General features: G+C 63.1%; 12 protein-coding genes. 9 read left to right on the forward strand and 3 right to left on the reverse strand.

What is annotated here, in order from left to right; translation table 11 throughout:
* Positions 1-42: 42 nt before the first annotated feature.
* From HF916_RS29935 to uvrA, 3 genes are all read right to left on the reverse strand, one after another.
* A complete protein-coding gene (locus HF916_RS29935; RefSeq protein ID WP_168792514.1) occupies positions 43-1,269 on the reverse strand; it encodes a PepSY-associated TM helix domain-containing protein in 1,227 nt (408 codons plus the stop codon).
* Between the two features lie 186 nt (positions 1,270-1,455).
* Complete coding sequence (locus HF916_RS29940) at positions 1,456-2,541, reverse strand: AI-2E family transporter (protein WP_168792515.1); 1,086 nt, start codon at positions 2,539-2,541, stop codon at positions 1,456-1,458.
* A 34-nt stretch (positions 2,542-2,575) separates the two neighbouring features.
* The gene (gene uvrA, locus HF916_RS29945; RefSeq protein WP_168792516.1) at positions 2,576-5,449 is read right to left on the reverse strand and encodes an excinuclease ABC subunit UvrA; all 2,874 of its coding nucleotides are present in this window, start codon (positions 5,447-5,449) and stop codon (positions 2,576-2,578) included.
* A gap of 344 nt (positions 5,450-5,793) precedes the next feature.
* Here uvrA and HF916_RS29950 point away from each other — a divergent pair, with 344 nt between their 5' ends.
* The 9 genes from HF916_RS29950 (at position 5,794) to HF916_RS29990 (ending at position 15,457) form a co-directional block, all read left to right on the forward strand.
* Positions 5,794-6,981, forward strand: a complete 1,188-nt coding sequence (locus tag HF916_RS29950; protein ID WP_168792517.1) for an MFS transporter — start codon at positions 5,794-5,796, stop codon at positions 6,979-6,981.
* A gap of 136 nt (positions 6,982-7,117) precedes the next feature.
* A complete protein-coding gene (locus tag HF916_RS29955; RefSeq protein WP_168792518.1) occupies positions 7,118-7,666 on the forward strand; it encodes a single-stranded DNA-binding protein in 549 nt (182 codons plus the stop codon).
* 290 nt (positions 7,667-7,956) lie between these two features.
* Positions 7,957-8,457, forward strand: a complete 501-nt coding sequence (locus tag HF916_RS29960; protein WP_168792519.1) for a MaoC family dehydratase — start codon at positions 7,957-7,959, stop codon at positions 8,455-8,457.
* Positions 8,458-8,646: 189 nt separating this feature from the next.
* Positions 8,647-10,032, forward strand: coding sequence for an MFS transporter (locus HF916_RS29965; RefSeq protein WP_168792520.1), 1,386 nt, complete (start codon positions 8,647-8,649; stop codon positions 10,030-10,032).
* Between the two features lie 5 nt (positions 10,033-10,037).
* Positions 10,038-11,450: an MmgE/PrpD family protein gene (locus tag HF916_RS29970; RefSeq protein WP_168792521.1), complete on the forward strand. Its 1,413-nt coding sequence runs from the start codon at positions 10,038-10,040 to the stop codon at positions 11,448-11,450.
* 10 nt (positions 11,451-11,460) lie between these two features.
* Positions 11,461-12,624 (forward strand): acyl-CoA dehydrogenase family protein, encoded by a 1,164-nt coding sequence (locus tag HF916_RS29975; RefSeq protein WP_168792522.1) that lies wholly within the window; start codon positions 11,461-11,463, stop codon positions 12,622-12,624.
* Positions 12,621-13,811 (forward strand): CaiB/BaiF CoA transferase family protein, encoded by a 1,191-nt coding sequence (locus HF916_RS29980; RefSeq protein WP_168792523.1) that lies wholly within the window; start codon positions 12,621-12,623, stop codon positions 13,809-13,811. The genes HF916_RS29975 and HF916_RS29980 overlap by 4 nt, the downstream gene beginning before the upstream one ends.
* 46 nt (positions 13,812-13,857) lie before the next feature.
* Positions 13,858-14,610: a GntR family transcriptional regulator gene (locus tag HF916_RS29985; RefSeq protein WP_168792524.1), complete on the forward strand. Its 753-nt coding sequence runs from the start codon at positions 13,858-13,860 to the stop codon at positions 14,608-14,610.
* Between the two features lie 34 nt (positions 14,611-14,644).
* A complete protein-coding gene (locus tag HF916_RS29990; RefSeq protein WP_168792525.1) occupies positions 14,645-15,457 on the forward strand; it encodes an HpcH/HpaI aldolase/citrate lyase family protein in 813 nt (270 codons plus the stop codon).
* Positions 15,458-15,459 lie beyond the last annotated feature (2 nt).

Consider the following 15,459-nt stretch of genomic DNA (forward strand, 5'->3'; position numbering starts at 1 on the left):
CGTCCGGATAATTCCGGCGCCGCCTTTTTTGTTTGCCCGCGATTATGAGCGCGCCGCGGACCGGCCCGCGTCACGCGCGAGATTGGCGTTTTGCGCCGAACGGCGGCGCGCGTTCAGTTTCTTCAGCCAGATCAGCAGTCCCGTCGCGCTCAGCACGGCGACCGCGATGCCGACAGCGCTAATCAGAATCCGTCCGCCGAGACCGAGGATGCGTCCCGAATGCAGAGGGAATTGCACCTGCACGAAGATATCGCCCGCCGTGCCCTTGCCGGGAATCTGCGCGCCGAGTTGCTTGCCGGTGGCCGCGTCCCAATACATCCACGGATTGCCGAGGCCCAAATCACCATGATCGTTGCCGGTCGCGTAGAAACCGACGCCGTATGCATGCAGGAATTCCGCGTAATAGATACCGCCCGGTGCGACGCTCAGGTTCTGTGCCTTGCCTGCTTGCTCGGCCAATTGCACGATGCGCTCGCGACTCAACACCGTATCGCCCGGTTGCGGGGCGCGCAGGATTTCCGGGTTGTTGATCGGGTCCGGCGTGAGCTTCGAGAACAGTGACACGATTGGGCGCACCACCGGCGCTGAGAGATCCATCGACACCGATGTCAGCGCAACGATCATCAGCACGCCCCAGATCCACACGCCGCCTGAGCGGTGCAAATCGAAAGTGAACGTATAGCCGCCGCGCCCGAGGCGGAACGCCAACGACTTGCGCCACGCCTTGACGCTCGGAAACGACAGCCACAGCGCGATCACGCTGTCGAACAGCCAGATCATGCCGACCATTCCCATTAACCACGTGCCGATGTCGACGCCGCCCGTAAACGGCAGTTGCAGCGTGTAGTGGAGCTTGTAGATGAACGGGATCAGATTGAGCCGCGAGAGCGAGACGACGCCCCATTCGCGGCGTCCCTGGATCTCGCCGGTGGCGGGGTCGACGGCAATCTGATTGAAGTCGAGCGGGTAGGGCTTCTGCGTGGCTGGGTTGGTCCGCGGCAGCACCATCATTTGCAGCGTATGGCCAGGCTCGGCCGCCAGCGGCAGATACGTCACCTGAAGACGCGAATCGGCGGCTTCCACGCGGCGCGCCAACTCCAGGCCCGACAGCGCCGGACCGGCGGTGCGGGCTTTGAAGAAGGATGGGTTCAGCGCCGCATCGAGCTCATGGTCCCACGCGATGATCGCGCCAGTCAGGCCGGCGACGAACAGAAACAGCGCTGTGGCAACACCGAACCAGCGGTGCAGGCGGACGAGTTGGCGCCTCATGGGCGAGCCGTCGCCACGGAGCGGGAATTCGAACGGGGTGTCACGACAGAGGCTTGACGTAAATGGGAATTGTTCGCATCTTACGGGAGACTTGCCGCGGACTGCAAGTTTTCCGTAAACGCGCGGCCAATGAAAAGCGGCGCCGAAGCGCCGCTGTTTTTGACTAGCGGGCCGCTCGCCGCCGCCTCAAACCAGCCGCAAGTAAATCAATTCCCGCTTGATGTACGCATAGAAAATCGGCGCCGCGATCACGCCGGGAAGACCGAACGCGGCTTCCATGATGAGCATGGCGATCAGCAATTCCCACGCGCGCGCTTCGATCTGTCCGCCGACAATGCGCGCGTTCAGAAAGTACTCGAGCTTGTGAATCAGGATCAGGAACACGAGCGACATGATCGCCGCCGGAAAGCTCACCGAGAGCGCCACCGCGACGATGATCGTGTTCGAGATCAGATTGCCGATCACCGGCAGCAAGCCGACGATGAACGTGACCAGCACCAGCGTCTTCGACAACGGCAGCGTGTCGTGGAAGATCGGCAGGATCACCAGCAGGAAGATGCCGGTGAAGACCGCGTTGATCGCGGAAATCTTCACCTGGGCGAACACGATGCGGCGAAACGCATCGGCGAAACGTGTCACGCGTGTGACGAACGCCGTGGACAGCGGCAGCCGTTGCATATGCTTCTGCGCGCCGACCGCGATGATCGCGCCGATGATCATGCCGATCAGGATATGCGTGAACGCGCGCGCCGCCGTCTTGCCGCTTTGCTGGAGCATGTTGGCATGCGTCTGCATCAGCTCCGCCGCCTTGGTCTTCATCTGTTCGGTATCGACCGGCAGATAGTTGGCGACGAATTGCGGAATCCGTCCGCGCGCCTGGTCGATCAGCTGCATGGCCTGGTCGAGCAGTTTCTGCACGCTCGGCACATCGTTCTCGAAATGCTCGATGATGCCGAGCGTGAGGCCCGTCAGCGCGCCCACGATTAGCGCGGACAGGAACACCACCGCGAGCCAGCGCGCCCGCTTGCTCGACATATGGCGCTCGATGCGCGGCGCGATCGTGTGGACTAGTTGGAACACCAGCAGCCCGGCGAGCAACGCGCCGAGCAGCCGCAGTTCGATGACCGCCCACATGCCGAACAGCATCACGATGTAGCTGCCGACTTCGACTGCCGACAGCTTCGGCAGGCTCATGTCGCTCGTCAGCCTGACCGGGCGTGGGCGTAGGTCCTGCACTTGCCCGTCGTCGCGCGCCTGATTCCGCTTGGCCATGGCTTATTCCGTCTCCAACCCGAGTTGTGCAGCGTTACTTTTTACTGGCCGCGCGTTTCAGCAGAGGCGCCAGGTACTTACCGGTAAAACTTGCCTTCGACTTCGCCACCTGCTCCGGCGTACCCTGGGCAATGATCTGCCCGCCGCCGGCCCCGCCTTCCGGACCGAGATCGATGACCCAGTCCGCAGTCTTTATTACATCGAGATTATGCTCGATGATCACGACGGTATTACCCTGGTCGCGTAATCGATGAATCACTTCGAGCAACAAAGCGATGTCATGAAAGTGCAGGCCGGTGGTCGGCTCGTCAAGTATGTATAGCGTGCGACCTGTGTCACGCTTGCTCAGTTCCAAAGATAGTTTGACGCGCTGTGCCTCGCCGCCCGACAGCGTGGTGGCCGACTGGCCCAGCCGGATATAGCCCAAACCAACGTCTAGCAAGGTTTTCAGCTTGCGTGCGACGACCGGCACCGGCTTGAAGAACTCATAGGCGTTCTCCACCGTCATGTCGAGTACTTCGCTGATGTTCTTGCCTTTGTACTGCACGTCCAGCGTTTCGCGGTTGTAGCGCTTGCCGTGACAGACGTCGCACGGCACGTACACGTCCGGCAAAAAGTGCATCTCGACCTTTAGCACGCCGTCGCCCTGACAAGATTCGCAGCGGCCGCCTTTCACGTTGAACGAGAAGCGGCCAGCCTCATAGCCGCGCTCCTTCGCTGCCGGTACGCCCGCGAACAGTTCGCGGATCGGCGTGAAGAGGCCCGTGTAGGTGGCCGGGTTCGAGCGCGGTGTGCGGCCGATCGGCGACTGGTCGACGTTGATGACCTTGTCGAAATGCTCCAGGCCCTCGATCGATTCGTACGGCGCCGGCTCCGTGGCCGAGCCGTACAGGTGATGCGCGACCGCGTGATACAGCGTGTCGTTGATGAGCGTGGACTTGCCCGAACCGGACACGCCGGTCACGCAGGTGAGCAAGCCGACCGGTAGATCCAGTGACACATGCTGCAGATTGTTGCCGTACGCCTCGACGATTCGCAGGCGCTTATCGTCGGGCTCCTTGCGTTCGTCCGGGAACTCGATGTTGCGCGCGCCGGACATGTATTGCCCGGTCATCGACGCCGCGTTCGCTTGCACCTGTTTGGGCGTGCCCTCGGCGATCACCATGCCGCCGTGTTCGCCCGCGCCCGGACCCATGTCGACCACGTAGTCGGCCATGCGGATCATGTCTTCGTCGTGTTCGACGACGATCACGGAGTTGCCGAGGTCGCGCAGATGCTTGAGCGTGGCGATCAGCCGGTCGTTATCTCGCTGATGCAGACCGATGGACGGCTCGTCCAGCACATACATCACGCCGGTCAGCCCCGAGCCGATTTGCGACGCGAGGCGAATGCGCTGCGCCTCGCCGCCGGACAGTGTCTCCGCGCTGCGTTCGAGCGACAGGTAATCCAGCCCGACGTTATTCAGGAACATCAGCCGCGCGACGATTTCCTTGACCACCTTGTCGGCGATTTCGCGCTTGGAGCCTTCCAGGCGCAGCGTCTGAAAATAGCCGAGCGCGTCGCGCAGCGGCCAGCCGCTGATTTCGAAGATGCCGCGCGCGTCGCTGTCCGAGCCGATCCGCACGAAGCGCGCTTCGCGCCGCAGCCGCGTGCCGGCGCAGGCCGGGCAGGGCTGGTTGTTCTGATACTTGGCGAGCTCTTCGCGCACCGCGACCGAATCGGTCTCGCGGTAACGCCGCTCCAGATTCGGGATGATCCCTTCGAATACATGCTCGCGCACCGAAGTGCGGCCACGTTCGTTGATGTACGAGAACGGGATCTCCTGCTTGCCCGAACCGAACAGCAGGATCTTGCGGACTTTCTCCGGCAAGTCTTCGACGGCCGTGTCGATGTCGAACTCGTAGAACGCCGCGAGACTCTGCAGCATCTGGAAGTAGAACTGATTGCGCCGGTCCCAGCCCTTCACCGCGCCGGCCGCGAGCGACAGCGACGGATGCGCGACCACCCGCTTCGGATCGAAGAAAGTGATCTGGCCGAGGCCGTCGCATTCCGGGCATGCGCCCATCGGATTGTTGAACGAGAAGAGGCGCGGCTCCAGTTCCTGCAACGAGTACGAGCAGATCGGGCAGGCGAATTTCGAGCTGAACAGCTTCTCCTTGTCCGTGTCCATTTGGAGCGCGATCGCGCGGCCGTCGGCGAGACGCAGTGCCGTTTCAAACGATTCCGCGAGACGCTGCTTCATGTCGGGGCGCACTTTCAGGCGGTCCACGACCACGTCGATGGTGTGCTTGTCGTTCTTCTTCAGCTTCGGCAGCGAATCGACTTCATAGATCTTCGCGACGCCTTCATTGGCGGTGCCGCCGCCCGAGCGCACGCGAAAACGGATAAAGCCTTGCGCCTGCATTTCCTCGAACAGTTCGACGTGCTCGCCCTTGCGGTCCGCCACAACGGGCGCGAGGATCATGAGCTTCGTTTCTTCCGGCAACGCGAGCGCCGCGTCGACCATCTGCGAGACGCTTTGCGCTTCCAGCGGAATTTCGTGGTCCGGACAGTAAGGCGTGCCGACCCGTGCGAACAATAGTCGCAGGTAGTCGTGAATCTCGGTGACGGTGCCGACCGTGGAACGCGGGTTGTGCGAGGTCGCCTTCTGCTCGATCGAGATCGCCGGCGACAGGCCTTCGATCAGATCGACGTCCGGTTTCTCCATCAATTGCAGGAACTGGCGTGCGTAGGCGGAGAGACTTTCGACGTAGCGCCGTTGTCCTTCCGCATAGAGCGTGTCGAACGCCAGCGACGATTTGCCCGAGCCTGAAAGGCCCGTGATGACAACGAGCTTGTGACGGGGTAAGTCGAGGTTGACGTTCTTCAGGTTGTGGGTGCGAGCCCCACGAATACGGATTTGTTCCACGGATTTATTCCATGAACTGGCGGAAAGAGGAAGAGGCTAAACCTGCTACTATAACGACTTTTCAAGACCGCCGTTACGGCTTCCTGACAGCCTGAAGAGGCGTTGAGGCGAGCTGTAAGGCAGCGGTCCAGCGCCGCGGGGAAGAGGTCTAACTGGGGCCGTTTTCCGCGAGTACAAGGCAACACGAGGCACCGCGAGGCGCCAGCGGGAATGCAGGAAGGCCGTCGGCTCGAGCGCCGCGCCGCTGCCGGCCCGCCGTCTTGCGGTAAGCCGCGCGGTCGTGACCGCTCCGCCGCTGTGCCCGTCCGCGGTGTGCCGCCCAGCTCAATCAACGAACGCTCCCGATGTCCAATCCGTCCGCCATCTCCTCACGCATGAGCGCGCCTGAACTGCGCGCGACCGTGTCGCTTGCCGCGATCTTCGCGCTGCGCATGCTGGGTCTCTTCATGATCATGCCGGTGTTCTCGATCTACGCGAGGACCATCCCGGGCGGCGACAACGTGCTGCTGGTGGGTATCGCGCTCGGCGCGTACGGCGTGACGCAGTCCATGCTGTACATCTTCTATGGCTGGGTCTCCGACAAGATCGGCCGCAAACCGGTCATTGCGACCGGTTTGCTGATTTTCGCGATCGGCAGCTTCGTCGCGGCGGGCGCGCACGACATGACGTGGATCATCGTCGGGCGGGTGATTCAGGGCATGGGCGCGGTGTCGTCGGCGGTAATCGCGTTTATCGCCGACCTTACCGCAGAGGAGCATCGCACCAAGGCCATGGCCATGGTGGGTGCGAGTATCGGTGTGTCGTTCGCGGTGGCGATCGTCGGTGCGCCGATCGTGTTCCAGTGGGTCGGCATGAGCGGTTTGTTCACGCTGGTAGGCATTTTCTCGATTCTGGCGATCGGCGTGGTGCTGTGGATCGTGCCCGATGCGCCGAAGCCGGTGCACGTGCGCGCGCCGTTCGCCGAGGTATTGCACAACGTCGAACTGCTGCGTCTGAACTTCGGCGTGCTCGTGCTGCATGCCACGCAAACCGCGCTGTTCCTCGTCGTGCCGCGCATTCTCGAAGCCGGCGGCTTGCCCGTCGCGTCGCATTGGAAGGTGTATTTGCCGGTCATGGGCCTTTCGTTCGTGATGATGGTGCCCGCGATCATCGCCGCCGAAAAGCGCGGCAAAATGAAGATCGTGCTGCTGTCCGCGATCGGTCTTATCCTGATCGGCCAGTTGTTATTGGGCGTCGCTCCGCATACGATTCTGAGTGTGGCGGCGATCCTTTTTGTGTACTTTCTCGGCTTCAATATTCTTGAGGCTTCGCAGCCTTCGCTGGTGTCGAAACTGGCGCCGGGCACGCGCAAGGGCGCGGCCGCCGGCGTGTACAACACCACGCAGTCGATCGGTCTTGCGCTGGGCGGCGTGGTCGGCGGTTGGCTGCTGAAAGTGGATGGTCAGAGCGCTGTCTTTTTTACGTGTTCGGGGCTCGTCTTGTGCTGGCTTATAATCGCCGCAAAGATGAAACAGCCGCCGCGCAAAGCGTAAACCGGCGCATCCCGAACTTACCCAGAACTCACCCGGCGGCGGGCAGAGGCGCAGTTCCGGTCTCGGGCCTGCCGGCCCTGAAACGCGAAACCGCGTATTGCCGCGCCGCCCGTAATGGAATCAACAGGAGAAACTCATGGCATCCGTGAACAAGGTCATTCTCGTCGGCAATCTCGGAGCCGATCCGGAAGTCCGTTATCTTCCGAGCGGCGACGCAGTGGCGAACATCCGCCTTGCAACGACGGATCGGTACAAGGACAAGGCGTCCGGCGAAATGAAGGAAGCGACCGAATGGCACCGCGTGTCGTTCTTCGGCCGCCTCGCGGAAATTGTGTCCGAATATTTGAAGAAGGGCTCGTCGGTGTACCTGGAAGGGCGCATCCGCACCCGTAAGTGGCAGGCGCAAGACGGCACCGACCGTTACTCGACGGAAATCGTCGCCGAACAGATGCAAATGCTGGGCGGCCGTGGCGGTTCGATGGGCGGCGGTGGCGACGAAGGCGGCTACAGCCGTGGCGAACCGTCGGAGCGTAGCGGCGGCGGTGGTGGCGGTGGCCGCGCGGTGTCGGGCGGCGGTGCGCGTGGCGGCAGCGGTGGTGGTGGCGGTGGCGGTGGTGGCGCAAGCCGTCCGAGCGCGCCGGCCGGCGGCGGGTTTGATGAGATGGATGACGATATTCCGTTCTAAATCATCCGCGTTCGCACCGAATCGATGCAAAAACCCCGCTCAACCAGCGGGGTTTTTTTGCGCGTCGATAAGGCAGGCAGCACGGGCGTTTCACCTCACCCGCTGACCACCTGCCAGGGATAAACCTGGGTCACGAGCACTGGCGTGCCTCAGCGGCGCATTTGCCCCAGTTACGCGCCGTCTCCACGAATGCCGCCTTGACATTCAGCCGCCCGACGCCAATACTCAAATCACACTTTGTACGGACAAAGTAACAAATGCAGATAAGTCACTCGAAACAGGAGACAAACATGGAATCCGACGTCGCAGTCAAAAATCGCATTCGCGCCAGCTACGGCCGCTACCTCGAAGATTTTCAGGTCGGCGATATCTACGAACACCGCCCTGGGCGCACCATCACCGAAGCTGACAACATCCACTTCTCGCTACTGACGATGAACTTCCATCCGATGCACTGCGATGCCGCCTACGCCGCCCAAAGCGAATTCGGCCGCCTGCTCGTCAATAGCGGTCTGACGGTTGCCGTGGTGCTGGGTCTGTCGGTGAACGACGTCAGCGGCAAGGCAATCGCCAACCTCGGCTGGAAAGAGATTCGTCTGACCGGCCCGGTGTTCTGTGGCGATACGATCTATGCAGAATCCGAAGTGCTCGAAAAGCGTGAGTCGAAGTCGCGTCCGGGGCAGGGCATCGTCACCGTGCAAACCCGCGCGTTCAAGCAGGACGGCACGCCGATCATGGATTTCGTGCGCAGCGCACTAGTGCCGGCACGTGGGCACGGAGTCGGCGACTGATTGACGCGTTGTCCGGCGTGAACCGCCGCATGTTCGGGCCGAACGCCCGCACAGTCTGAGAACGACCAGCAGCAAAACAGCGCATACCTGCCAGCAAGAGCAGCCAGCGCGTGGCTTCCGGCGGCGCCCGAACAGGCGTCGCGATGCGGCGAGCGTCAACGCGGCCGCACGCACACCAAGGAGACAAAGGTGGCTATCGGTATCGTCAATTCCGGCGCGCGACTCGATCGCCTGCCCATCGCGTCCTTCCATTGGAAGATTCTTGGGCTCATCAGCGCGGGTGCCTTTCTCGACGCCTTCGACATCTATCTCGCCGCCGGTGCGCTCGGCGCGATGGTGAAAACGGGCTTCTCGGATCTGAAGCTGAACGCGCTGTTCATCTCGGTGACATTTCTCGGCATGCTGATCGGCGCGGGCTTTGCCGGCTATCTCGGCGACCGTTTCGGCCGCCGCTCGTCGTACCAGACCAACCTGCTGATCTTCGGCCTCGCGTCGATTGCCGCGTGCTTCGTGCCGAACATGACGTGGCTGATCGTGCTGCGGCTCATCATGGGCGTCGGCCTCGGCGCCGAACTCGTGGTCGCGGCGGGCACCCTGTGCGAATTCATCCCGCCCGCGTCGCGCGGACGCTGGACCGCGTTGCTCGCGCTCATCATCAATTCCGGTTTGCTAGTGTCGACGGCGGTGGGCTACGTCGTGATTCCGCATCTTGGCTGGCGCTATATGTTCGCGATTGCCGGCGTCGGCGCGATCATCGTGTGGGTGCTGCGGCACCGGATGCCGGAGTCGCCGCGCTGGCTCGAATCGGTTGGGCGCAGCGAAGAAGCCGAAACCACCGTGTCCGCTATCGAGCACGAGGTCCAGCGTCAGAAAGGTCCGTTGCCGCCGGTCGAACGCACCGAAAGTCTCGAAGTGCCGAAAGCGCCGTTCTCCGCGTTGTTCTCACACGCCATGCTCGGCCGCACGCTGGTCGCCATTCTCACGGCGGTCGCCGTGAATATCTCGGTGTACGGCTTTGTCGCTTGGCTGCCGACCTTCTTCGTCAAGGAAGGTCTCACCATCGTGCAATCGCTAGGCTTCACGACGCTGATGGCGTTCGGCGCGCCGGGCGGCGCACTGGTCGGCTTCTTCTGCGCGGACCGCATCGGACGGGCGCGTGGCCTTGTGATCTTCGCGATCGCCACGATCGTGGTCGGCTTCATCTATCCGAACATGCATGCAGGCTGGGCGATCAGCAGCGTCGGCTTCGTATTGATCACCTGTATTTACACGGTCACCACGCTCGGTTTGTTCGCCTACATCCCCGAACTCTTTCCGACCGAACTGCGCCTGCGCGGCACCGGCACGGCGGGTGTCTGTGGCCGCGCTGCCTCGATGACCACGCCGTATCTCGCGGTGCTGCTCTACAACTCGTTCGGCGTGTCCGGCGTGCTGGCCATGGTGAGCGGCGTCCTGGCGCTACTGGTGTTCGGCATTCTGCTGCTGCGTGTGGAAACCAATCAGCATGCGCTCGAGCGGATCTCGCCGAGCCTCGATACCGACTCCGATTCGCTACCCGCAGCCCAGCAAGGTTAAATCCCATGACTTCACTCGATACCTCCGTCCCGCTGTCCGATCAATACGCGCGCTTCGGGCTGGGTCTGCAATTGAGCGACGTACCGCGCGCGGTGCAGACGCGCGCCAAGCATCTGATTCTCGATGCTGTCGGCATCGCATTCGCGTCGCGGGGTTACCCGTATGCGGATGTCTCGCTCGCCGCCTTCTCCGAGCTCGGCAGCGGTGCCTCGCCGGTGATCGGCTACGGCCGGCGTCTCGCCCTGCGCGATTCCGCGATGATGAACGGCGTGCTGATCCACGGTCTCGACTTCGACGACACGCATTCACGTGGCGTCATTCACTCGACCACCAGCGCATTGCCCTGCGTGCTCGCGCTCGCCGACCGCGACGGTCTGAGCGGCGCGGATCTGCTGGCCGCGTACATCGTTGCAATGGAAGTGTCGACGCGCGTGGCATCGGCGGCCAAGGGCGGATTCCACGACGCCGGGTTTCATCCGACGGGCCTGGTCGGCGCGTTCGGTTGCGCGGTCGCCACATCGCGTTTGCTGCAACTCGACGAAGCCCGCATGGCGCACGCGCAAGGCATCGTCTTGTCGATGGCGGCGGGCAGCCTCGAATTCCTCGAAGACGGCGCGTGGACCAAACGCGCCCATCCTGGTTTCGCGGCAGCCTCGGGCATCACGGCCGCGACGCTCGCTAAGCACGGCTTCACCGGCCCGCGTTTGGCCTACGAAGGACGCTTCGGCCTGTACGCCAGCCACCTCGGCAAACCGCTCGACGCGGCCGATCGCCAACTCGCCGCAGAAGGCCTCGGCAGCACCTGGCAAATCGACGAAGTCGCCATCAAACCGCTACCGGCATGCCACTTCACGCATGCAGTCGCCGACGCGGCGATCGCGTTGCATCGTCAGCAGCGCTTTTCCCCGGACTCGCTCGACTCGATACGACGCGTGGTCGCCAAGGTGCCGCGCGGCACGGTCGAAATCGTGTGCGAACCGGTCGACGCGAAACGCAAACCAGTAACGGCTTATGACGCGCAATTCAGCGTGCCGTACATCGTCGCCACGGCGTTGCTAAAAGGCCGCTTCACGCTCGACGAACTCGAACCGGCCGCGCTCGCCGATCCTGCGGTGCTGGCGCTCGCCGCGCGCGTCGATTACGAAATCGACCCCGACACGACCTTCCCGCGCCACTACACGGGCGAAGTCGTGGTGGAACGCAGCGACGGCTCGCGCGTCGCGCATCGCGAGGCGATCAATCGCGGTTGCGCGGACCGGCCCGTCAGCAACGACGACATCGTCGCCAAGTTCTACGCGAACGCGCAGCGCAGCGTCTCGCGCAGCGCCGCCGAACAGATCGCCCAAACCGTATTGCAACTCGACGAACAGCCGGCCCGCTTGCTCGCCGACACGCTTGCCGGACACACCGCATCCTAAGGACGTCATCATGACTGCAACTGAGCTCGACACGCTGGAAAACGATCAACTGATTCTAGACATGCTGGACCGCTTTCTCGAAACCGAGGTGCGCCCTTACGTTCACAAGTTCGATCACGACGATATCTACCCGGCGGAGATCGTCGAGAAGATGAAGGAAATGGGCCTGTTCGGCTGCATCATCGATCCCGAGTATGGCGGGCTGGGATTGTCGACGCGGATCTACGCGCAGATCATCGCGCGCATCTCGCGGGTATGGATGTCGGTGAGCGGCATCATCAACTCGCATCTGATTCTCGCGATGCTGGTGCAACGCAACGGCACACCCGAGCAGAAAAGCAAATATCTGCCGAAGTTTGCGACCGGCGAGTGGCGCGGCGGCATCGGCCTTACCGAGCCCGATTGCGGCACCGATCTGCAGGCCATTCGCACGACCGCCAAACGCGTCGGCGACGAGTATGTCGTCAACGGCAACAAGACGTGGATCACCAACAGCAAGCACGGCAACACGCTGGCGCTGCTTGTGAAGACGGATACGACGGCGCAGCCGCGTCATCGTGGGATGAGTTTGTTGCTGGTGCAGAAAGGCCCGGGATTCGAGGTCAGCCGTCAGCTCGAAAAGCTCGGCTATAAAGGTATCGATACGTGTGAGTTGTCGTTCAACGATTATCACGTGTCAACCGATGCGTTGATCGGCGGCGTGGAAGGCCGTGGCCTGCAGCAGATACTCGGCGGCCTCGAACTCGGCCGTATCAATGTCGCGGCGCGCGGCGTCGGTGTTGCGCAAGCCGCGCTTGATGAATCGGTCAGCTATTCGCAGCAACGCAAAACCTTCGGCAAGCCAATCTGCGAGCACCAGGCGATCCAGTTGAAGCTCGGCGAAATGGCGACGCGCGTCGAAGCGGGCCGCCTGCTGGTCGATGCCGCCGCGCAGAAGTACGACCGCGGCGAGCGCTGCGACATGGAAGCGGGCATGGCGAAATACTTTGCCACCGAAGCCGCGCTGGAAAACAGCATCGAGGCCATGCGCATTCACGGCGCCTACGGCTATTCAAAGGAATACAACGTCGAGCGCCTGTATCGCGACGCGCCGCTCCTCACGATTGGTGAAGGCACCAACGAGATGCAACGCATCATCATCGCCAAGCAACTGATCGAAAGGAGTCCGGTATGAGTCTGCCTCTTTCCGGCGTGCGCGTGCTCGCCATCGAACAATACGGCGCCGGGCCGTTCGCCACCCAGCATCTCGCGGACCTCGGCGCGGAGATCATCAAGATCGAGCATCCGAGCAACGGCGGCGACGTCGGCCGCGCGGTCGGCCCGTATTTCTTCGGCGAGGGCGATAGCCACTTCTTCGAAGCCTTCAATCGTAACAAGTGCAGTCTGACGCTCGACCTGAAGAAGCCCGAAGCGCGCGCGGTGCTGCTGGACCTCGTCGCAAAGAGCGACGCCGTGTTCAACAATCTGCGCGGCGATCTGCCGGCGAAACTCGGGCTCACTTACGCGCAACTTTGCGAGGCGAATCCGAAGATCGTGTGCGGGCATCTGTCCGCGTACGGGCGCAGCGGCAGCCGCGCGGCATGGCCGGGCTACGACTATCTGATGCAGGCCGAGGCGGGCTATCTCTCCGTCACCGGCGAGCCTGACAGCCCGCCGGCGCGCTTCGGTTTGTCGATCATCGACCTGATGACCGGCACAACCGCGGCGATGGCGCTGCTCGCCGGGCTCGTCGATGCGAAGACCTCGGGCAAAGGGCGCGACATCGACGTGAGTCTGTTCGACGTCGCGCTGCATAACCTCGCCTATGTCGCGACGTGGTACCTGAACGGCGGCGTGGTGACGGGGCGCGAGAACCGCTCGTCGCATCCGTCGCTCACGCCGAGCCAGTTGTACAAGACGCAGGACGGCTGGATCTTCCTGATGTGCAACAAGGAGAAGTTCTGGGGCGTGCTCGCCGAAGTGATCGACAAACCATCGTGGGTGACCGATCCGCGCTTTTGCAACTTCCAGGCGCGCCTTGCGAATCGCGAACTGGTACAGACCGAACTCGACGCGGTGCTCTCGAGCGCCACCACGGCGCAATGGCTCGAACGCTTCGGCGGCCGCGTGCCGGCCGCGCCGGTCTTCAACGTCAAGGAGGCGCTGGAGAATCCCTTCGTCGCCGAACGCGAATGCGTGGTGGATGCCGAGCATCCGCGCTTCGGCAAGGTGCGCGGCGTGGCCGCACCGGTGCGGATCGACGAGCCTCTGCCGACGCGCGCCGCGCCGGATCTCGGGCAGGACACGCAGCGTTTGCTCGACGAGTTGGGCTACGGCGCGGAAAGGATCGCTTTGCTGAGGGAGGCGGGTGTGGTGCAATGAGGCCGGGCGGGCAACCGTCCGCTCTTCCACTTTTTTGCACATCCAGATGGCCACGACAGTCCTCGGGCAACAGCCGCGCTACATGCAACTGGCACAGACGCTCCTCAACGAGATTCAGGGCGGGCAGTTTCCCATCGGCACATTGTTGCCGACCGAGTTCGAGCTGTGCGAGCAGTTTGGCGCGAGCCGCTTCACCGTGCGGCAGGCGATCAAGCAACTCGAACAGCGCGGTCTGGTGGACCGGCGGCCTGGCATCGGCACGCGCGTGAAAGCCACGCAGAGCGAGACCGCGTACCGTCAGGTGATGGAGCGCCTGAGCGATCTGCACCGTTATACGACCGACACGGAATTGGAGATCGCGTCGACGCAGACCGTCGAGATCGACGACCCGGAACTGATCGAACGGCTCGGCGCAAAGCCAGGCGAAACCTGGCTGCTGGCCGAGGGCATTCGCCTTTCGCCGGAGAGTGTCGAGCCGATCTGCCACACCGAGGTGTATATCCACCCGGCGTTCCGCTCGTTGACCGGTCTGAGCGGCCGGACGCACGTGCCGATCTATACGATGATCGAAAAGCAGTTCGGTGAGCAGATCGCCGAAGTGCAGCAGGAAATCCGCGCGGTCGCGCTGCCGGCGAAGCTGGCGCAGCGTTTGAACGCGAAGCCGCGTTCGCCCGCGCTGTGGTTGTGCCGCCGCTATCTGAACCGGCGTGCGCAGGTGGTCGAGTTGACGATCAGCGTGCATCCGGCGGACCGGTACAGTTATTCCGAAACGTTTCAACGCGACTGGCACGCGAACTAGCAACCTTGCGCCGCGTGCCGTTCAGGAGAGCAACATGGACGCACGCAGCTATCTGTTCGTACCGGGCGACCGCCCCGAGCGCTTCACGAAGGCGCTCGACACAGGCGCGGACGCGGTGGTGATCGATCTCGAAGACGCGGTCGCGCCAGCGGCCAAGCAAGCCGCGCGCGAGGGCCTGCAACGCTGGCTGTCGACGGCGGACCCGGCACGGCTGATCGTCCGCGTGAATGCGGCAGGCACGCCGTGGCATGTCGATGACGTGGACATGCTGCGCGCATCAAGCGTTTCCGTGATGATGCTGCCGAAGTCGGACAGCGCGCGGCAACTCGCCGATGTCGCCGCGCGGCTGCCGTCACGGATGCGAATCGTGGCGCTCATCGAAAGCGTCGCGGGCGTGGTGGCGATGCGGGAGATTGCCGGCGCGCCGTCGGTCATGCGGCTCGCCTTCGGCACTGTGGACTTTTGCGGCGATGCCGGCATCGAAGGGCTCGGCGTCGAACTGGACTACGTGCGCTCGCAGATGGTGATCGAATCGCGCTATGCGGGCCTGCCCGCGCCAATCGACGGTGTGACGCTGGAGCTCGACGATCTCGCGTGCCTGAGCGGGCATGTGGCCACGGCGCGGCGCTTCGGCTTCGGCGGCAAGCTGTGCATTCACCCGAGACAGGTGGACCCGGTCAACAGCGGGTTCGCACCCAGCGAGGACGAGCGCCGCTGGGCGGCGCGCGTTCTGGCGGCTTCTCGCGAGCATCCAGAAGGCGCGTTCGCAGTGGATGGCAAACTGGTCGACCGGCCCGTCATCGAGCGGGCAAGGAGGATCGCGGAGTTCGACGCGCTCGTCCCGTGACG

Source organism: Paraburkholderia aromaticivorans (genome assembly GCF_012689525.1).
Taxonomy (GTDB): Bacteria; Pseudomonadota; Gammaproteobacteria; order Burkholderiales; family Burkholderiaceae; genus Paraburkholderia; species Paraburkholderia aromaticivorans_A.

Excerpts from the sequence above, each read along its gene's own strand:
- HF916_RS29935 (WP_168792514.1), bottom strand. The coding sequence starts at position 1,269 with ATGAGGCGCCAACTCGTCCGCCTGCACCGCTGGTTCGGTGTTGCCACA.
- HF916_RS29940 (WP_168792515.1), bottom strand. The coding sequence starts at position 2,541 with ATGGCCAAGCGGAATCAGGCGCGCGACGACGGGCAAGTGCAGGACCTA.
- HF916_RS29950 (WP_168792517.1), top strand. The coding sequence starts at position 5,794 with ATGTCCAATCCGTCCGCCATCTCCTCACGCATGAGCGCGCCTGAACTG.
- HF916_RS29955 (WP_168792518.1), top strand. The coding sequence starts at position 7,118 with ATGGCATCCGTGAACAAGGTCATTCTCGTCGGCAATCTCGGAGCCGAT.
- HF916_RS29960 (WP_168792519.1), top strand. The coding sequence starts at position 7,957 with ATGGAATCCGACGTCGCAGTCAAAAATCGCATTCGCGCCAGCTACGGC.
- HF916_RS29970 (WP_168792521.1), top strand. The coding sequence starts at position 10,038 with ATGACTTCACTCGATACCTCCGTCCCGCTGTCCGATCAATACGCGCGC.
- HF916_RS29975 (WP_168792522.1), top strand. The coding sequence starts at position 11,461 with ATGACTGCAACTGAGCTCGACACGCTGGAAAACGATCAACTGATTCTA.
- HF916_RS29980 (WP_168792523.1), top strand. The coding sequence starts at position 12,621 with ATGAGTCTGCCTCTTTCCGGCGTGCGCGTGCTCGCCATCGAACAATAC.
- HF916_RS29985 (WP_168792524.1), top strand. The coding sequence starts at position 13,858 with ATGGCCACGACAGTCCTCGGGCAACAGCCGCGCTACATGCAACTGGCA.
- HF916_RS29990 (WP_168792525.1), top strand. The coding sequence starts at position 14,645 with ATGGACGCACGCAGCTATCTGTTCGTACCGGGCGACCGCCCCGAGCGC.